The following is an 18,322-nucleotide window of genomic DNA, read 5'->3' as shown; positions in this document are numbered from 1 at the left end:
GGTGAAGGGATTTATCCCTACTTTATGAAAATAAATGACGATAATTTGGATACCTTACTAAAAACCAACCCTCATAACGGTACTCTTAAAAGCTTGAATTTGTATGTAAATAATATTAATGGAGCTCCACTAGTTGAAATGATAGACAATACCAACTTTCTACCCGAAATACCAATGGAAGGTTACCACTCAAAAAGATTTAAGCCCGGAGATTAAAAAAAGATACCCAGCTGATATATAGCTGGGTATCTTTTTTATCTTTATTTTAGTTCTTTAGATTTTATTCTTTATATGGTAACTTTACCTTATCTTCATAAACCTTATTTTGATTTCATAAACAGGGCTTTTTGCATAGATTGGGGTTTTACTGCAGCTGAAGCTTAGAAATCGTTCCAAGGTCGTAGCCGCTTTTTACTCCCACTTTGAAAAAGATGTGAGTATTAGAGCGGGTAGTTATAGAATAAATCCTTTGATAATAGTTATAATACTATTATAAAGCCTTACGTCATCTTCTTCCAATCTCTTCTTCGGCCCTTTAGTCTTACCTCCAGATCTTCTTATCTTTTGAGATATATGTCTTTCAAAAAGCAATCTATCTATATTATTTTCAGTAAACACATAACCTTTTGGAGATACAGCATAAGCATCTTTACCTATAACCATAGAGGCTACACCAAAGTCTCCTGTTACAACTATATCTTCGCTTTTCACATGGTTAAATATAGCCATGTCTACACTTTGAAATCCACTGTCCATATATATAACATTACTATAATCACTTGTTATATGATGATTTAAATCACAAAATATATCCATCTCTATTGAAAGCTCTTTTGCAGCCTTCTCTATTATATCTCTAGACGGACAGGAGTCTCCATCCACAATAATCCTCATTAATCTTCCAATCTCTTTTCAAGTTCATCCTTTAAATCTTCAAACCCAGGTTTTCCTAATAGAGCGAACATATTTTTCTTATAAGCTTCCACACCTGGCTGATTGAAGGGATTAATTCCTAATATATATCCACTTATGGCACAAGCCTTCTCAAAGAAATAAACCATGTATCCAAAGTTAAATGGGGACATTTCAGAAATATTTATTATTATATTAGGTACTCCTCCATCACTATGGGCTAAAAGGGTTCCTTGAAATGCTTTATTATTAACGAAGTTCATGGTTTTTCCTGCTAAAAAGTTTAATCCATCTATATCTTCTTTGTTCTTTTCTATAATTATTTCTTTTCTTGGTTTTTCTACATTTAATACAGTTTCAAATAAGTTTCTTCTACCATCTTGAATGTATTGTCCCATAGAATGTAAGTCTGTAGAAAAGTCTACTGCTGCCGGGAATATACCTTTATTATCTTTACCTTCACTTTCCCCATATAGCTGTTTCCACCACTCTGAAAAATAATGAAGAGATGGTTCATAATTCACCATGATTTCTATGTTTTTTTCTTTTCTATAAAGAATATTTCTAACTGCTGCATATTGATAACAATTGTTTTTCTTTAAGTCATCATGAGCAAAGTCTTCCATAGCCTTTTCTGAACCCTTCATAATACTATCTATGTCTACTCCAGAGGCTGCAATAGGCAGTAGCCCTACAGCAGTTAAAACAGAAAATCTACCGCCTACATTATCAGGTATAACAAAAGTTTCATACCCTTCTTTGTCTGATAAAGATTTAAGTGCACCTTTTTCTTTATCTGTGGTAGCAAATATCCTTTCTCTTGCTTCTTCTTTTCCATATTTCTTTTCTAAAAGATCTTTAAATATTCTAAATGCAATAGCTGGTTCTGTGGTGGTTCCTGATTTTGAAATTATATTTATAGAAATATCCTTATCTTTTATAACTTCTAAAAGATCTAGCATATATGTAGAGCTTATATTGTTACCCACAAAAAATATAGCTGGGGAATTTCTTTGATCATTATTTAAGATGTTATAAAAACTATGATTTAACATTTCAATAGCAGCTCTAGCACCAAGGTAGGATCCCCCAATGCCTATTACTAATAAAACTTCTGAATTCTTTCTAATCTTTTTAGCAGCTTCTTTTATTCTCCTAAACTCTTCTTTATCATAATTTACCGGAAGATCAAGCCATCCTAAAAATTCTGACCCAAGACCTGTGGCATTATGAAGTGTTTTATGTGCAAGCTGTACTTCATTTTCTATAGCCTCTATTTCTTTATCTTCTATGTAATCTTTAATATTTTTCAAATCTAAACTTAGCGGTTTATTCATAAATTTCACTCCTAGCTTTATTAATACTCTTCTTATAATAAATTCTACCATTTACTTAATTTTTATTCTATCTAAACAGTAAATCTTATTATTACTAAAAATAAAAAAACTAGAATTTTAAATTAAAATTTCTAGTTTATATACATTAAAATATTATCTCATAAGCCTTGTTATTAAGAAAAGTAGTACTCCAAAAATAGCACTTGATATTAATGCTATAGGAATTAATATTGAGTATTGTGCTAAAATTATTGCCCATATATCCTTCGCTGAAAATTTTTCTTGCTTTATCTTTGGTTCATTTTCTAGTTCTTCGTCAGGCCTAAAAGTAAGTCCCTCAAGACCTTCTTGATTATTATTTAAAAACATCTCAATTCCTCCTAAGAGTTAAATTTATATTAATATTATCACAATATATAATTAAATACTACATAATATTAAAGTATTAAAATTTTGAAAAAGCATCTATGGATTTAAACCATAGATGCTCTAAAATCTTATATGTTATTTTACAAGGTGACAAGCAACAAAATGCTCATCTCCCACATTTTTAAATTCAGGAATTTCTTTACTGCATACGTCCATAGCATAAGGACATCTTGTATGGAACTTACATCCAGATGGTGGATTTGCAGGACTTGGGATATCCCCTTTTAATATTATTCTATCTCTTCTTAATGTAGGGTCTGGTATAGGTACCGCTGAAAGCAGTGCCTGGGTATATGGGTGAAGAGGATTTTCATATAATTTAGTTTTAGGAGCAACCTCTATTAAGGATCCTAAATACATAACTCCAACTTTATGAGATATATGCTTAACAACACTTAAGTCATGAGATATAAATAAATATGAGAAACCATTCTTCTCCTGTGAGTCCATCATTAAGTTTATTATTTGTGATTGTATTGAAACGTCAAGAGCTGATACTGGCTCATCTGCAACTATAAACTCAGGATTCATTATAAGTGCTCTTGCTATACCAATTCTTTGTCTTTGTCCCCCTGAAAATTCATGAGGATATCTTCTTATATGATAAGGAGCAAGTCCACAAATCTTTAAAGTTTCTACCACCTTGTCACTAATTTCTGATTTTGAACAAAGACCATGTTGAAGCATAGCCTCACCAACTATATCTCCTATAGTCATTCTTGGATTTAAGGAGCTATAAGGATCTTGGAATATAATCTGCATTTTAGGTCTTAACCCTCTCATTTCCTTTTTTGTAAGCTCATTAAGGTCTTTATTTTCAAATATAACTTTTCCATCAGTTTTTTCTAATAACCTAAGGATAGTTCTACCTGTAGTACTTTTTCCACATCCTGATTCACCAACTAGTCCGAATGTTTCACCTTTTTTAATTTCAAAAGAAACATTATCTACTGCCTTTACCTGTCCAACTGTTTTCGAAAATACTCCTGCTTTAATAGGGAAATACTTCTTTAGGTTTTCAACCTTTAAAATTGTTTCTGACATCTATTTCTCCTCCTCATAAAGCCAACATGCTACTTTATGTCCTGGCTCGATTTCAACTAATGGTGGAATCTTCTTTCTGCATATGTCCATTGCTTTTTCACATCTCTCGCAGAAGTAACAGTTATCCGGCATTCCAATAGGATTAGGAACTTGTCCTGGTATAGAATATAATCTTTTATCTTCTTGATTCAAAGCTGGCTTTGATTTTAAAAGTCCTGTAGTATATGGATGCATAGGTTTTGCAAATAAAGTTTTAACATCAGCTTCCTCTACTACTTTTCCAGCATACATAACTACAACATAATCTGCCATTTCAGCTATAACACCAAGGTCATGTGTTATAAGCATTATTGAGGTATTTAACTTTTCTTTTATATTTCTCATAAGATCTAATATTTGAGCTTGAATTGTAACGTCAAGAGCTGTAGTTGGCTCATCAGCAATAAGTAACTTTGGATTACAAGATAATGCCATAGCTATCATTACTCTTTGCCTCATACCACCACTAAGTTCATGTGGGTATGAATCTACAATTTTTTCAGCTCTTGGAATACCAACAAGCTTTACCATTTCAATAGCTTTTTGTCTCGCTTCTTCTTTGCTCAACTTTTGATGAAGTATAACTGCTTCAGATATTTGAAAGCCCACAGTGAATACAGGGTTTAAAGAGGTCATAGGTTCTTGGAATATAACAGACATTTTATTGCCTCTTATTTCTCTCATTTCTGCCTCACTTAAAGCTAGTATGCTCTTTCCTTCAAACAATATGTCTCCACTTACTATCTTTCCTGGAGGGCTTGGAATAAGTCTCATCAAGGACATTGAAGTAACTGACTTACCACATCCTGATTCACCAACTATTCCTACAGTTTCTCCCTCTCTTATTTTAAAACTAACATCGTTAACCGCTTTAACTACGCCATCTTCTGTATAAAAATAAGTTTTTAAATTCTTAAACTCTACTAAATCTTTGGCCATCACTATCACCTCTCTATTTCTTTAACTTAGGATCTATTGCGTCTCTTAAACCATCACCAAATAAATTTATAGCCATAACTGTTAAAAATATAGCAATTCCTGGCGGCATCCAAAGCCAAGGTCTATATTGAATATTATACATATCATAAACTGACTGTATCATATTACCCCAAGATGCTGTTGGTGGTTGAACCCCAAGTCCTAAGAAACTTAGTGTTGACTCTGATAGAATCGCTCCTCCTAAACTAAGAGTTGCAGATACTATAATTACAGGTATTGTATTTGGCAAAAGATGCTTAAACATCTTTCTTGAATCAGTAAGCCCTAGAGCTTCTGCAGCTTCCATATATTCTTGTTCCCTAAGGGATAATATTTGTCCTCTTACCATACGACAAAGTCCTGGCCAGTTTAAAAGACCTATAACTGCCATAACAACGAATATTCTTCTTTCAGGTCTTATACCAAGATCTGAAAGTATAGCCGCAAGTACTATGAGAAGTGGTAATGATGGTATACTCATAAATATATCAACTATTCTCATTATAATAGTATCTACTATTCCACCATAGTAACCTGCCACTGCACCTAGTATACTTCCTATTACTACTTGAATAATAACAGAAGCAATACCAACAAACAAAGATATTCTCCCTGCCGATAGTGTTCTTGCAAATATATCTCTTCCAAGTGTATCAGTACCAAACCAGTACTTAGAAGAGGGTTTTAAAAATCCATCTGTATAGTTTACTTTGTTTGGATCTTGTGTGAAGAAAGGTCCAAATACACAGACTAAAACCATAGCTACTAGTATAAATAATCCTACCATAGCAAGCTTGTTTTTTCTTAATCTTTTCCATATAGTTTTAAAAGGAGTTTCAATCTTTTCCTTTTTTTCAACTACTGGTATATTATTATTATTTTTAGTATTCTCTGACATTTCCCCACCCCCTACTTAAGTCTGATTCTTGGGTCTACTATTGCATATGTAACATCCGCAATTAAATTACCCACTAAAGTTAGTATAGCTAAAAGCATTTCGAATCCCATCAATAATTGATAGTCTCTTCCATTAATAGCTTCTATTGCAACCTTACCTATTCCAGGCCAAACAAATATTTGCTCTGTTATAATAGCTCCACCGAACAAACTTGGAAGGTAAAATCCTAATATAGTTATAACTGGTATTAAACCATTTCTAAGAGCATGCTTATAAACAACTACCTTTTCAGTAAGTCCTTTAGATCTAGCTGTTCTTACATAGTCCTGTCTTATAACTTCAAGCATACTTGTCCTTGTATACCTCATAAGTGATGCAACGCTTCCTAAAGATAAAACTATAAACGGTAAGAACATATGATGCATAACATCTAAAATATGTCCTCCTGAGGTCTTTGATACTCCAAGTGCCGTCATTCCTGACACTGGGAATAATCTTAAATCTACCGCAAACCATTTTATAAGTAACATACCAAAGAAAAATGACGGTATTGAAATTCCGATTAATGCAAATACCGTAAAGAACATATCAAATCCCGAGTATTGTTTAGTAGCTGAAATTACTCCTAGTGGTACCGCAATTATTACACTTACTATAAATGAAGACATAGATAAGTAAAATGAGTTCCAAACATAGGTGTTAATTACAGTCTTAACTGGCATCTTATGTTTTACTGACATTCCAAAGTCAAATTTTATAGCTTTAGAAGCCCAATTTATGTAACGCTTTGGTATACTTCCTTCTAGTCCGTATTGTACTCTTAACTCTTGTTTCTTTTCTTCTGTCATTTTAGGATTTTGAATATTGTCTACAGCATCCCCTGGTGCCAAGGCAAATACCGTAAATAAAATTATAGATACCCCTATTATTACTGGTATCATTTGTAGAAGCCTTCTCAATATATATTGCCTCATTTTTATCCCCCATTCTAAATAATATATCCTAAATGTGCCCGGTAATACTCCGGGCACATAATAGTTTAATTATTGCTCTATCTCATATTTACCTAAATCAATAGTGAAGTCTCTATAAGGAGATACATCTACATTTTTAATTCTTGAGTTAACAACCCACATATCTCTTCTTTGATAAACGAAGATGTATGGAAGATCTCTATTTAACTCTTTGTACATCTCTTGATATATTACTTTTCTATCTTCTTGCTTAGTAGCTTTTAAACCCTTCGATATTAACTCATCTACTTTTGCATTAGAATATCCTATTTCGTTTTGTGATCCACCAGTTTTAAATATAGTAGTAGGATCTGGGTCTGGTGTTAATCCCCAAGCCATGAAGTACATATCATAGTCTCCATCTTTTTGTTTTACTTTAGCTCTTACTGTATTAAAGTCCATTTGTTCTGGTAAAAATTCTATACCAACATCCTTAAAATCGCCCTTAGCAATAGCAAGTATTGCATCATTAACTTCATTTGGTGTAGATGCTAAGAATTTTATGGAAAGCTTATTCCCATCTTTTTCTCTCATTCCATCTGCGCCTTTTTTCCATCCTGCTTCATCTAATAATGAATTAGCTTTTTCTTTATCAAATTCATATTTATCAACATCATCTGTGTAAGCCCATGAAACTTTTGATTGAGGAATGTTTATAACATTTGCATATCCTTTATAAACGTTTTGTACAATAGCTTCTCTGTTTAGAGCATGTGCTATAGCTTGACGTACTTTTACATCTTTTAAAGCTTCTTTTCTATGGTTAAATGCCATATATCCATATCCATTTGTTGGGTATATATGTTGATCTAAGAATCCTTTAGATTTAATTTGTGATACGTTCTCAGTACTAACTGTTAAAGCATTTATATCAACTTCACCAGTCTCTAATAGCTGCATTGCAGTATTTTTATTTGTAACTTTATATATTAAATTAGGAATTTTAGCCTTACCTTGGAAGAAGTTTTCATTAGCTTCCAATATTACACTTTGTCCTTCTTTATATTCCTTTAATTTATATGGACCGGAGAATAATTCTGGAGTTCTATGAACTGCTTGAAGCTTGTCTCCTTCACCTTGCTTATAATGTTGTCCGTAGAATGCTTTAGGCATTGGTTGAAATGCCATATCATATATAGCAGATGCATTAACTTCTTCTAATGTAACTTTAAGAGTTTTAGCATCAACTTTTTCTATGCCTTCAATTTTATCTGAAGTTCCATCATGGTAAGCACTCAATCCTTTTATCTTTAAAGCACTAATGTCTGATGGTCCATCATACGCTTTGTCTGCCTTAACAAAGAATGAAAATTCTAAGTCATCAGTTGTAATTGGAGTACCGTCACTCCATTTAACTCCATCTTTTAAAGTTATTGTATAAGTTAATCCATCTTCTGAAAGTGCGATTGAGCCTAATCCATCTTCAAGTGTTCCATCATGTTTAACATAAGCTATATATGCAAACATAGAGTCAGCTACATATCTATCATATACGCTTTCATGATATGCTGGGTTAAAGATTCCATCTGGAGCATCTATACCTATTACTATGGTGTCTTTTCTATTCTTAGCTGCATCTGGATTTTTTGAAGGATCCTCAGCCTTTATAACTTCAGTTGCCTTATTATTTAAGTCACCTTCTGGTTTCTTTGTCTCTCCGACTTGTTCTGGAGCCTTATTACCACAGGCTGTTAATGTTATAGCTAAAGTAGCTACTCCAGCAACTGTAGTAAGAAGTTTATTTCTTTTCATAAACGTTCCCCCTCTTAATTTTTTTAATTTTCTTATATTTAAATAACACTGTACCTATAAGTTTCCCCGTAAATATTGTTTTAGGTACAATGAATTTATCTTGATGTAGAACTACATTATATTTAATAATAAAAACATATGAAAGATTCTGATAAATGAAATTGAAACAAAGCCTATATAAATAAGTTTATTAGTAAATTACTGTTCTTTTACTTACTTTATTAATGTTTTGTTAATTTGATAAAATACTGAATTGATTAATGTAAAGGATATCCTTTATCTGAAGTTATGAATAATTCTTAAACTGTTAACATTTAATTAGATAAATATATATTATCATATATCAAATTCTCTGTCAATTTTATTATTTACATAATATTATTAAAATAACTCACTTAATATAGTATATATTTATTTGAAGATTCATAAGTCGATTTTTATTTCATATTAACTTTGTGTTAAAAATATTTATATCATAATATTAATATGATGTAAAGTGTATTTCATTATTATTTTTATTATACATTTTAATATATTTATGAATCTTAAAATTCATTTATGAGAATGTTTTAATTAGTTAAAATACTATATGTTGTTCTTTAATTGATTTTATATACTTATTATATTATATAATGAATGTTTTTTCTCTTTATTATATAAAAAAAGAAGTTCTTATTTTATAATAAGAACTTCTTTTTTTAAAATTAAATTTAATAATTTTATCTTCTATTCAGTTTTCATGCTTATGTTTACACTATGTTAATACTTTTGTGATTAATTATTGATTTATACTAATTTAATAGTTTAATATTTACTGATAATTTTTAAACATTTTTCATTTCCTCTTTGTTTAAAATAAATCTATCTAATAGCATTATAATTGGTGGTAATACTATAAATGTACTAAGTAAAGCTAATGTAATGTTTATAACAGTCATTAACCCAAAGTCTCTTAGAATTATAAATCTAGAAGCCATTAGTACTGAAAATCCACCTACTGTAGTAAGTCCTGATGCCACAATAGCATTTCCTATCATAGTGACAGTTGTTATCATAGATTCTAATTTATCTTTTCCTGATTTTCTTTCTTCCATATATCTTTCAAGTAGCATAACTGTCATCTCTGTGCCCATACCCAAAACCAATGCTCCTAGAGTTGCTGTAATCGGCGTGTACTTAATGCCTATCAGATACATTAAGCCACTGGACATTCCTATTATTAACGCCACTGGAATTATTGGAATTAATGCCTTAATAAGGTTTTTATATGTTAGAAGAAGGGATAAAAACACCAGTACCAAACCTATAATTGTCATCTTAACTCTTCCCGCTGTCAACCCATTTACCATTTCCACATCTAAAACACTCTTTCCGGTAATTTGAATTTGCATAGTTGTATCACTGGAGTCGTCTTTCAGCTGCTTTGTAAAGTCTTGTAATCTTTCAGTTGATAAATGTTTTATATTTAAAAGTATTACAGATTCCGTTTTATCATCATTTATAAACATGCTTACCTGTTGCTTTGGCAAAGTATCCACTATATTTATATAGTTTTCATAACTTAAGTTATTTTCCGATGAAATATTGTTAACTAATGTATCTATAGATTTTACTCCTACTACAATATCACCATACTTATCTTCAATATTCTTTGTCTTTTCTTGTATCCAACCGATGTTTTCCTCAGTTAATATATTACTATCTTTAATATAGATAGCCATTTGGTCTGTTGAACCTACCTTATCTCTAATAGAATGTATATCTCTCAAAGCCTCCATATTTTGTGGCATAAAGGTCTCAATATCTGTTTCCACCCCCACATTTTTGTCGACTAAAAATCCTGTGAATGATAAAGCTATTACAATAATCAATATTGGGATTGAAAATCTTATTACTATCTTTGTAGAATTTTTTAATATACTATCTAATAGCGTTTCCTTTTCTACGATTTCCTTTTTACTAGACTCCGTATTAATTTCATATTTTTTATTGATCTTTTGCCTCAAATTCAATATAGGCATAAGTAAGAATATACTTCCTAAAAAGCTTATTATTACTCCTATAGTTAACATCTTACCAAATTCCTGAATCATAGGTACTGGTGAAGCATATAAGGATATAAACCCTAGTACTGTAGCAAAGACAGCTACAGCTACTGGTTTTCCCATTTGATTCATTGTTCTTTTTACTGACTTTTCTTCTTCATATCTATTATGGAATTGTATGGAGTAATCAATACCTAGTCCTATTAATATAGGGAAAACTGCCATGGATACCATGGTGATAGGTACACTCAAAATTCCCATAAATCCCAAAGTTGTTATTACAGATACCAAAATAATGCCTAAGCTAAGTATCCTCCACTTAACTTTAAATACAAGGGCAAGGACGATAAACATTATTAAGACTGCTAATACAACCATAACCTTCATATTAGATTTCATCTCAGTTCGAAGTGAAGAATCTAGCACTGGTTTTCCAGATACAACATAAGAAAGATTCTTAAACCCTTCATTTTCTAATACTGTGGTTAAATCTTTAACTACTTGATCCTTATATTCATCTCCCAGGTTCCCCTTGAGCTTTACAACCATTAAACTACTTTCATCATCTATAACTACATCAGAAAACATTAATCTGATTTTATTGTTTTCATCATATAATATACTGTCTAATTGTGATTGGTCCCCAGGTATATCAGCTATCATCATATTGCTTTTAGTATGAAATATCTTAAGCCCTTTAGACACATCTCCAAGTTTCTCTCCCATAACAACAAAGCCTTCAGCCATTTCTTTTAACTCAACTGGAGAAATTCCACCTGTTAAACCTTCTTTCATAGATGAGGTCTCTTTTGTTAACTTGTCACTAACATTTGTTAGTGCTTTAGAAGTATTTTTAGTTCCATCTTGAACATTAGTTGTTTTTTCTCCCATGGTCCTAATACCTTTAGAGCTTGCACTTATATTCTCTGATATAGCCATTAATTTCACTTTTAGTGTTACATTTTCACCCGTTAACTCACTTAGTTCTTTTAGTTGGTTAGATGCTATGCCTAATCCATCCGCTGCAGTAAACAGTCCCCCTTGAATCTGTTTTGCACCTTCTGTAAGGTTATCTTGACCTGCAATAAGCTTATTAAATGCTTCTGTGGAATCAGATAGCCCATTTAACTTTTCTTCTATTTCTTTTGGATCCTTTATATCCTTTGAATTAAGTTCATTCCCAAGGTCTATCATCTTAGAACTCATCTCATCTAAACCATCACTCAATGTAAGTACCTGATTTTTTATTTCAATACTTTGCCTTTGAGTCATTTGATGAACTATACTTGCTGGACTCATAAAAGAAAAGATATCTTCTTCATATTTAAATCTTTGCTCTACATCCCACATCTTTTGCAGATTTTCATATGATAATAAATTTCCTTTTGCATGATCTGTAAAAAGAACTAGAATTGCATCCCCACCAAATGAATTTTCCATTTGCTTATTTGATATATATACTTCATTATCATTTTTAACCAAGGTATCGTTTCCTGTTGCCATTCTAACATTTGACACGCCAGCAATTAATATTGCAAATAGTGCTATTGTAACTAATAGTGTCTTAACAGACCATTTCTCTATTAAATTACCTATCCATTTAAATAACTTATTCATACAAGTCACACCCTGCCTTATTTATTAGTTTCTTTTAATATAATAGACACAACTTTACTAACATAATTTTTAATGTTTTCTTCATCCATTTCAGGCATATATAAAAATGATAATATTGACCCCATTAATATTCTTAAGATAAAACCTTTATCATTTATAGATACACCTATTTGAGTAAGCATACTTTCAAGAATCTGTAGTATTTTACTCATAAAGTTTTCACTACCTAGCTCCTCTAAAAGCGGTGCTTCTGTAAGTATTAATTTAACTGTTTTGTAGTTATTTGATATCAAACTAATCCTTTCATATAATATATATTCTAATTTTTCTTCAGCATTTAATTCTTTTGAAGCATTTATCGTTTCTTCTAAAGTACTAAATAGAATAGGCTTAATGCCTTCTAAAAATATTTCCTGTTTAGATGAAAAGTATCTAAACAATGTCACCTCCGCTATATTCGCTGCTTTTGCTATTTCCAAAGTGGTACTTCCATTAAAGCCCTTCTCAGTAAATACCGTCATGGCTGCATCTAATATTTGTTTTCTTCTATCTTCTTTATTCATTTTCTTTAGCACCTCCTTATTTTTCATGATTGTTACTAATGTTAGTAAGTACTTACCTATATTTATATTATGGTATACAACTTATATTGTCAAGTCTAAAATAAAACAAAAGCCTATAATCCTCATTTTAAATGAGGATTATAGGCTTTCTATTTTGTATAGACAAATTAGAATCATACAAAATTTACATTTTATAAATCACTTAATATATTACACTAACCCTGTTTACTCATATTATTCTTAATTTTTATAAAATCACTAGTCTATTTTAGATGTTTTTAACTCTTTATTTGTTTATATCTTTGTTTTTCCAATAAATAACCACAGTAAATATAAAAACTAATATTGAAATTAAAATTGCTACTTTGAATCCTTTGCTCCCTGGTTGATTAATATTAGCTCCTATTAAAGTTTTAGCTAACATCATTGGAGTCTTAGCCAGTACAGAAGATATAATAAATGCTTTATAATCTGTATTCAATGAACCTAAGGCTATACTACTTACGTCATTAGGTATAAACCCTAATATCTTTACAATAAATACAAAAGCCCACTGGTTTTTTACTTTGATATCATTTACTTTATTAATTTTAGGGTATTTGGACATTAATTTATCTACTACATCTTTTCCAGAAAACTTTCCTATATAATAAGGAATAGTCATACTAACAAACAATCCTATTAGATTTACTATAATAGCCCAATACCAAGAAAATATGATGCTTGAACTAATATAAAGAAGTGTAAGAGGGATAACTACAGAAATTGATTTTATTGCGAAAAAAGATACCATTATAACTCCTGCTAAAAAATAATTAGATGGCGTATAATTTAAAATATCATTAACTGATAATTCTCTAAAGTTAAATGCAAAATATACAAAGAATATCCCCATAAAAATTAAGGGAAGATAACGTAGCTTTTCCAATAATTTTGTTTTCTTCATTGGTTTCAAATCTACCACTCCTATCTCTTAAAATTATCCCATCATAATATTATTTAAGTGTATATACTAATTTTATCTTAAATCTAATAAATACGCTACACCTATACCTATATATTACTTACCCCTTCCTCATTCCCAATATAAATTAAGATATATTAAGGTGAACCCGTTTTAATAAAGTTTACAAAAAGATAAAAAGAGATTTTAAAACTTGATAGCTATCAAGTTTTTTTCTTTTTGAAAGCACTATAATAATGTCAAGAATAAGAGAGAGAGGAGAATCGTCATGCAAAAATATATTTTGAGAAAGAAAAATCAAATTGTGTTAGTAAATGGTTTTTTACTTTTAGTAGCTCTGGTAGGCCACTTTATTCTACAAAACTCATATATAGTAATAAGTTCATTAGTAATTGCCTCCGTTATAGGTGTTTTGCCTATTGCAATACAAGCATATCAAGCACTGAAGGTTCATGTAGTGAGCATTGATTTATTGGTTACTATTGCAGTATTTGGAGCGTTTTTGATTCACAACTATGAAGAATCAGCTATTGTCACATTTTTATTTCTGTTTGGAGCTTATTTAGAGCAACGAACATTGAATCAAACAAGATCAGCCATTAAAGAACTAATAGCTATGGCACCTGAAAATGCATTGCTTCAGTTAAACGATGGTAGTTTTAAAGAGGTTGATGTGGAGGAAGTGGAGGAAGGAGACATTCTACTGGTTAAAACTGGGGCGAAGGTTCCTGTTGATGGTACTGTTTTAAGTGGAGATGGCTATATTAATGAAGCAAGCATCACAGGTGAATCTGTTCCTTTAACAAAAGTAAAAGGGAGTGAAGTATTCGCAGGTTCGATTTTAGAAAATGGAACGCTGAAAATTCGAGCAGATAAAGTTGGCGAAGATACAACCTTTGGAAAAATTATTGAATTAGTAGAAGAAGCACAAGACTCAAAATCTGAGGCAGAACGTTTTATTGATGGATTTTCTAAATACTATACACCTATTGTTCTTGCACTAGCAATTCTTGTATGGGTGATTACTCGTAATCTTGAACTCTCTATTACCATTTTAGTATTAGGGTGTCCAGGTGCTTTGGTCATAGGAGTTCCTGTTTCAAATGTTTCAGGCATCGGAAATGGTGCTAAAAATGGAATTTTACTAAAAGGTAGTGAAGTAGTTAACAGTTTCAGTGACGTAGATACAATTGTATTTGACAAAACAGGAACGTTAACAATGGGGAGTCCAAAAGTCGCAGAACAATCAATTTATGGAACAGAATCAAAAGATGCTTTTCGTTATCTAGCTAACATTGAAAAAGAATCAGATCATCCTTTGGCAAAAGCTATATTGGAAAGTATTGGCGAGGTTCCTACAAGTCTCGTGACCAACACTGAAGTTATAAAAGGTGGTGGTATCATTGCAACCATTGAGGGACATCGAGTTATTGTTGGAAATGTAACGTTGATAAAAAATGAAGGAATCTTATTAAATCCACAAATAGTAACTGATATTGCTACCTTTGAAAAAAATGGTGATTCCCTAGTTTTAACAGCCATAGATGATGAATTAAAACTTTTGCTTGGAATTCGTGATCAAATTCGTACAGGCGTAAAAGAAGATTTAAAAAAACTTAAAGCCATGGGTGTAAAAAATCTTATAGTTCTTTCTGGGGATAATCAAGGAACAGTGAATTTAGTCGCAACACAGTTAGGTCTAACAGAGGCACATGGGAATATGCTTCCAGAAGATAAATCCGCTTATATTGATCAATTACAAAAACAAGGTCAAATTGTTGCCTTTGTTGGAGATGGTGTAAATGATAGTCCTTCCCTAGCTTTAGCAGATGTCGGCATTGCAATGGGAAATGGAACTGATGTTGCTATTGAAACCTCTGATATTGTTTTGATGAACTCTAATTTCAGTCTACTACCTCATGCACTAGGTTTAAGTAAAGCCACTGCAAGAAACATGAAAGAAAATATTGTGATTGCTATTGGTGTGGTTATTATTTTATTGTTAAGTTTAATTTTCAGTCAATGGATGAACATGACCATCGGTATGCTTGTCCATGAATTAAGTATTTTAGTTGTTATTTTAAACGGTATGCGCTTATTAAAATATTCACTAAAAGATGATTTGATAAAAAATTGATAGATATCAAGTTTTTATCATAGTAAATTATATATAATATAAATATCAAAAGCAATATATAAGTACCTAGAGACATGAACCATATTAAAAACAGCCTAATAAGTAGTATAATAGAGAAAGAAGGATTATTTATGGCAAATGTATTAAAATATTTCAAAGAAAACCAGGAAATCTTAGATTTATATACAACTGCAATTACGCGTGCTCATAAAGAACATCATCCAGAAGTTTTTGGTGTTAAAAAAATTTATACAGCTATTCAAGATAAAATACAAAGTAGTATTACAGATACAATAAATTTAGATCTGGAATTTACTGAATTACGAAAACTCACAAATAATTATGCTATTCCCACAGATGTTTGTCCCACATTTGTCGCAACATATCATATGTTAGAACAAGCAGATCATATCTATGAAGAAATTTAAATAAGGAGGAGTTATCAATGGCAAAAGCAATTTTTACGTTAGAAACATTAGCTTGCCCAACTTGTATGCAAAAAATAGAGAGTGCAGTAAAACGTGTTGATGGTGTAGATCAACAAAGTGTAAAGGTACTTTTTAACGCCAGTAAAGTCAAGGCCAATTTTGATAAAGAAAAAACTTCTATTGCTGATATTAAAAAAGCAATAGAAGATATGGGCTATCTTGTTTTAAAAGCAGTTGAAAAAGATTCTTAATATAGAACTATTTCGAATAATACAGTTGATAATTAAACATTAGCATGTTAAAAGGGGGGGATTTCCATGACATATAACCATCTTTGTGTTTCATTAGTACCACTTTTTAATCATTTAAATATTGAAGATCAAAAGAAAATTAATGAATTAGTAACTCATCACTTGGTAGAAAAAGGAGAACTGGTTTTTTCTCCGGATGAAGAAGCTCAATTGATCATTGTGGCTCGTGGAAATATGAAAGTATATCAACTATCTGTAACTGGAAAAGAACAATTATTAAGAGTTGTTGAACCAGGTGGATATGAAGGTGAAAATCAATTATTTGGAGCTGATAATAATACCCTTTTTGGTGAAGCGCTAGAACAAACAGAAGTCTGTGTCTTGCGGCAATCAGACTTTCAGAAACTATTATTGAAATATCCCCAAATTACTTTAAAGCTATTAGAAATCAATGCAGAAAAATCATTAAAATTAGAACAACAAACACAGTTTTTAGTGATGGAAAAGGTAGAAGAACGTTTAGCAACCTATTTAATTAACCTTTCAAAAGTTAAAGAAGAAAATTGCGTAGTATTACCTATGAAAATGAAGGAACTTGCAGCGTTTTTAGGAACAACTCCTGAAACATTGTCCCGCAAGTTTAAGTTGTTAGAAAAAGAAGGACTTATTAAAAGGGATAAAAAGACAATTATTGTTTTAGACCACAATAAATTAGAAAATATATAATTTTCTATAAAGATGGTTGATATGATTCAAGTGAAAGAGTAATTTGTACTATCAAGATTAGTTTAACTTTTGTTAGTAATCCTAGAAGGTTATGTACAGCTTTTTATTGTAATGATTATGAACTGGGAATATTGATTAATAAAAATCATGAAGACGATTTTTAAAAATATAAGAGCCCCAAGCCCTTGTTATATAAGGGCTTGGGGCTCTCTTATAATTACTCCCACTCGGACGCTCTTGACATCTATACCCTCTAAATCCTTAATTTCAGTACAGAAAACTTTGTAAAACAACGGCTTTTACACCTTGTTTATATGGTTACTAAAATTTTTGTAGCCAAAATGTAGCCAATAATGTTTTGAAATAGTTTTGCATATCCACACACCTCAAAGCCACTTGCGACTATTCAAAATAGATATTAAAGGAGTTTTATACTATGAAAAAATCGAACATTACTTATACTGAAATCAACGGAATTTTATATCCTAACTTGAAGTTAGAAAATGAAACCAATTACAACATTGGTAAATATGGCTCACTTCACGAAAACTTTATCAAAAACAATAAACGAGAACTTTGGTTTTCGCTAACAGCAAACGGAGAATTAAATGAGTATCTTCACAATATTGATATATCTGCACACGAAATGCTTGACCAACTAATGGAAAGCTACATTAAGCAGTATAACATCACCGAAGAACTAAAACAAACCAATCAGCTTGAATGGGTAAGACTTATGAATATGGCAAATCTGATGGCTGAAGAAGTTATATTTAATGAAATAGTATGTCCTAGTCAAGCAAAATTGTAACACTACAGTATAGAATTTCCTTATGCAGCACAGCGTGCTGCATAAGGCGTAAGCCCTCCATTATAAGAGCGGGGTCTAATGTGATTGTATTTTACATACACAAATTCATAAATTCCCCGATCCAATTCATCTGGCGAATTAAAGGAATATAGGTTGAAATATTCGTTTTTAAGTGTATTATAAAAACGCTCCATTGGCGCATTATCATATGGACAACCTGCACGGCTCATGCTTTGCTGCAAATGATTTTTCTCGCAAAAATCATTGAAATCTCTTGATGTAAAATCGATTAAGAAAAAGGGATTTCTCCCTTTCCCTCATCTAAGAACCGTACGTGAGAGTTTCCCGCTCATACGGCTCAAGCATTTCTTCACCTTT

At 31.3% G+C, this 18,322-nt stretch carries 18 protein-coding genes; 6 read left to right on the top strand and 12 right to left on the bottom strand.

Annotated elements, in window-relative coordinates; all coding sequences use genetic code 11:
• Nucleotides 1-24: 24 nt before the first annotated feature.
• Nucleotides 25-216: a hypothetical protein gene (locus tag BD821_RS13525; RefSeq protein ID WP_104410728.1), complete on the top strand. Its 192-nt coding sequence runs from the start codon at nucleotides 25-27 to the stop codon at nucleotides 214-216.
• A 237-nt stretch (nucleotides 217-453) separates the two neighbouring features.
• Here the strand turns inward: BD821_RS13525 and BD821_RS12250 are convergent, their stop codons facing one another.
• From BD821_RS12250 to BD821_RS12200, 11 genes are all read right to left on the bottom strand, one after another.
• On the bottom strand, nucleotides 454-894 hold the full coding sequence (locus BD821_RS12250) for a YaiI/YqxD family protein (protein ID WP_104410727.1): 441 nt from the start codon (nucleotides 892-894) through the stop codon (nucleotides 454-456).
• Nucleotides 894-2,249 (bottom strand): glucose-6-phosphate isomerase, encoded by a 1,356-nt coding sequence (locus BD821_RS12245; RefSeq protein ID WP_104410726.1) that lies wholly within the window; start codon nucleotides 2,247-2,249, stop codon nucleotides 894-896. Before BD821_RS12245 ends, BD821_RS12250 begins: the two co-directional genes overlap by 1 nt.
• Before the next feature lie 153 nt (nucleotides 2,250-2,402).
• A complete protein-coding gene (locus BD821_RS12240) occupies nucleotides 2,403-2,618 on the bottom strand; it encodes a hypothetical protein (RefSeq protein ID WP_104410725.1) in 216 nt (71 codons plus the stop codon).
• Nucleotides 2,619-2,753: 135 nt separating this feature from the next.
• Nucleotides 2,754-3,722, bottom strand: coding sequence for an ABC transporter ATP-binding protein (locus BD821_RS12235; protein ID WP_029451003.1), 969 nt, complete (start codon nucleotides 3,720-3,722; stop codon nucleotides 2,754-2,756).
• Nucleotides 3,723-4,700, bottom strand: coding sequence for an ABC transporter ATP-binding protein (locus BD821_RS12230; protein WP_029451004.1), 978 nt, complete (start codon nucleotides 4,698-4,700; stop codon nucleotides 3,723-3,725).
• A gap of 13 nt (nucleotides 4,701-4,713) precedes the next feature.
• Nucleotides 4,714-5,637 (bottom strand): oligopeptide ABC transporter permease, encoded by a 924-nt coding sequence (gene opp4C, locus BD821_RS12225; RefSeq protein ID WP_104410724.1) that lies wholly within the window; start codon nucleotides 5,635-5,637, stop codon nucleotides 4,714-4,716.
• An 11-nt stretch (nucleotides 5,638-5,648) separates the two neighbouring features.
• A complete protein-coding gene (locus BD821_RS12220; RefSeq protein WP_104410723.1) occupies nucleotides 5,649-6,611 on the bottom strand; it encodes an ABC transporter permease in 963 nt (320 codons plus the stop codon).
• Nucleotides 6,612-6,680: 69 nt separating this feature from the next.
• Nucleotides 6,681-8,402, bottom strand: a complete 1,722-nt coding sequence (locus tag BD821_RS12215; RefSeq protein ID WP_104410722.1) for an ABC transporter substrate-binding protein — start codon at nucleotides 8,400-8,402, stop codon at nucleotides 6,681-6,683.
• 824 nt (nucleotides 8,403-9,226) lie between these two features.
• The gene (locus BD821_RS12210) at nucleotides 9,227-12,064 is read right to left on the bottom strand and encodes a hydrophobe/amphiphile efflux-3 (HAE3) family transporter (RefSeq protein ID WP_104410721.1); all 2,838 of its coding nucleotides are present in this window, start codon (nucleotides 12,062-12,064) and stop codon (nucleotides 9,227-9,229) included.
• Between the two features lie 17 nt (nucleotides 12,065-12,081).
• A complete protein-coding gene (locus BD821_RS12205) occupies nucleotides 12,082-12,627 on the bottom strand; it encodes a TetR/AcrR family transcriptional regulator (RefSeq protein ID WP_051652366.1) in 546 nt (181 codons plus the stop codon).
• 286 nt (nucleotides 12,628-12,913) lie between these two features.
• Entirely contained in the window at nucleotides 12,914-13,573 is a 660-nt protein-coding gene (locus BD821_RS12200) for a TVP38/TMEM64 family protein (protein ID WP_226104582.1), read from the bottom strand.
• Nucleotides 13,574-13,859: 286 nt separating this feature from the next.
• Here BD821_RS12200 and BD821_RS12195 point away from each other — a divergent pair, with 286 nt between their 5' ends.
• The 5 genes from BD821_RS12195 to BD821_RS12175 all read left to right on the top strand — a co-directional run bounded on the left by BD821_RS12195 (nucleotide 13,860) and on the right by BD821_RS12175 (nucleotide 17,944).
• Nucleotides 13,860-15,728, top strand: coding sequence for a heavy metal translocating P-type ATPase (locus tag BD821_RS12195; protein WP_104410719.1), 1,869 nt, complete (start codon nucleotides 13,860-13,862; stop codon nucleotides 15,726-15,728).
• Nucleotides 15,729-15,859: 131 nt separating this feature from the next.
• A complete protein-coding gene (locus tag BD821_RS12190; protein ID WP_104410718.1) occupies nucleotides 15,860-16,156 on the top strand; it encodes an iron-sulfur cluster repair di-iron protein, ric in 297 nt (98 codons plus the stop codon).
• A 17-nt stretch (nucleotides 16,157-16,173) separates the two neighbouring features.
• Nucleotides 16,174-16,407, top strand: coding sequence for a heavy-metal-associated domain-containing protein (locus BD821_RS12185; protein WP_104410717.1), 234 nt, complete (start codon nucleotides 16,174-16,176; stop codon nucleotides 16,405-16,407).
• A 66-nt stretch (nucleotides 16,408-16,473) separates the two neighbouring features.
• Nucleotides 16,474-17,133, top strand: a complete 660-nt coding sequence (locus BD821_RS12180; protein WP_104410716.1) for a Crp/Fnr family transcriptional regulator — start codon at nucleotides 16,474-16,476, stop codon at nucleotides 17,131-17,133.
• A gap of 436 nt (nucleotides 17,134-17,569) precedes the next feature.
• A complete protein-coding gene (locus BD821_RS12175; protein ID WP_104410715.1) occupies nucleotides 17,570-17,944 on the top strand; it encodes a TnpV protein in 375 nt (124 codons plus the stop codon).
• A 20-nt stretch (nucleotides 17,945-17,964) separates the two neighbouring features.
• On the opposite strand, the gene BD821_RS13875 is transcribed toward BD821_RS12175, so the two are convergent.
• Nucleotides 17,965-18,174: an integrase core domain-containing protein gene (locus tag BD821_RS13875; RefSeq protein ID WP_169994200.1), complete on the bottom strand. Its 210-nt coding sequence runs from the start codon at nucleotides 18,172-18,174 to the stop codon at nucleotides 17,965-17,967.
• Between the last annotated feature and the right edge of the window lie 148 nt (nucleotides 18,175-18,322).

This window comes from Clostridium algidicarnis DSM 15099 (assembly GCF_002934235.1).
Taxonomy (GTDB): domain Bacteria; phylum Bacillota; class Clostridia; order Clostridiales; family Clostridiaceae; genus Clostridium_L; species Clostridium_L algidicarnis.
This window is presented reverse-complemented; position numbering and strand designations above follow the sequence as displayed.

Excerpts from the sequence above, each read along its gene's own strand:
- BD821_RS12250 (WP_104410727.1), bottom strand. The coding sequence starts at position 894 with ATGAGGATTATTGTGGATGGAGACTCCTGTCCGTCTAGAGATATAATA.
- BD821_RS12215 (WP_104410722.1), bottom strand. The coding sequence starts at position 8,402 with ATGAAAAGAAATAAACTTCTTACTACAGTTGCTGGAGTAGCTACTTTA.
- BD821_RS12245 (WP_104410726.1), bottom strand. The coding sequence starts at position 2,249 with ATGAATAAACCGCTAAGTTTAGATTTGAAAAATATTAAAGATTACATA.
- BD821_RS12240 (WP_104410725.1), bottom strand. The coding sequence starts at position 2,618 with ATGTTTTTAAATAATAATCAAGAAGGTCTTGAGGGACTTACTTTTAGG.
- BD821_RS13525 (WP_104410728.1), top strand. The coding sequence starts at position 25 with ATGAAAATAAATGACGATAATTTGGATACCTTACTAAAAACCAACCCT.
- BD821_RS12205 (WP_051652366.1), bottom strand. The coding sequence starts at position 12,627 with ATGAATAAAGAAGATAGAAGAAAACAAATATTAGATGCAGCCATGACG.
- BD821_RS12185 (WP_104410717.1), top strand. The coding sequence starts at position 16,174 with ATGGCAAAAGCAATTTTTACGTTAGAAACATTAGCTTGCCCAACTTGT.
- opp4C (WP_104410724.1), bottom strand. The coding sequence starts at position 5,637 with ATGTCAGAGAATACTAAAAATAATAATAATATACCAGTAGTTGAAAAA.
- BD821_RS12230 (WP_029451004.1), bottom strand. The coding sequence starts at position 4,700 with ATGGCCAAAGATTTAGTAGAGTTTAAGAATTTAAAAACTTATTTTTAT.
- BD821_RS12200 (WP_226104582.1), bottom strand. The coding sequence starts at position 13,573 with ATGAAGAAAACAAAATTATTGGAAAAGCTACGTTATCTTCCCTTAATT.
- BD821_RS12235 (WP_029451003.1), bottom strand. The coding sequence starts at position 3,722 with ATGTCAGAAACAATTTTAAAGGTTGAAAACCTAAAGAAGTATTTCCCT.
- BD821_RS12190 (WP_104410718.1), top strand. The coding sequence starts at position 15,860 with ATGGCAAATGTATTAAAATATTTCAAAGAAAACCAGGAAATCTTAGAT.
- BD821_RS12175 (WP_104410715.1), top strand. The coding sequence starts at position 17,570 with ATGAAAAAATCGAACATTACTTATACTGAAATCAACGGAATTTTATAT.
- BD821_RS13875 (WP_169994200.1), bottom strand. The coding sequence starts at position 18,174 with ATGAGCCGTGCAGGTTGTCCATATGATAATGCGCCAATGGAGCGTTTT.
- BD821_RS12195 (WP_104410719.1), top strand. The coding sequence starts at position 13,860 with ATGCAAAAATATATTTTGAGAAAGAAAAATCAAATTGTGTTAGTAAAT.
- BD821_RS12210 (WP_104410721.1), bottom strand. The coding sequence starts at position 12,064 with ATGAATAAGTTATTTAAATGGATAGGTAATTTAATAGAGAAATGGTCT.
- BD821_RS12220 (WP_104410723.1), bottom strand. The coding sequence starts at position 6,611 with ATGAGGCAATATATATTGAGAAGGCTTCTACAAATGATACCAGTAATA.
- BD821_RS12180 (WP_104410716.1), top strand. The coding sequence starts at position 16,474 with ATGACATATAACCATCTTTGTGTTTCATTAGTACCACTTTTTAATCAT.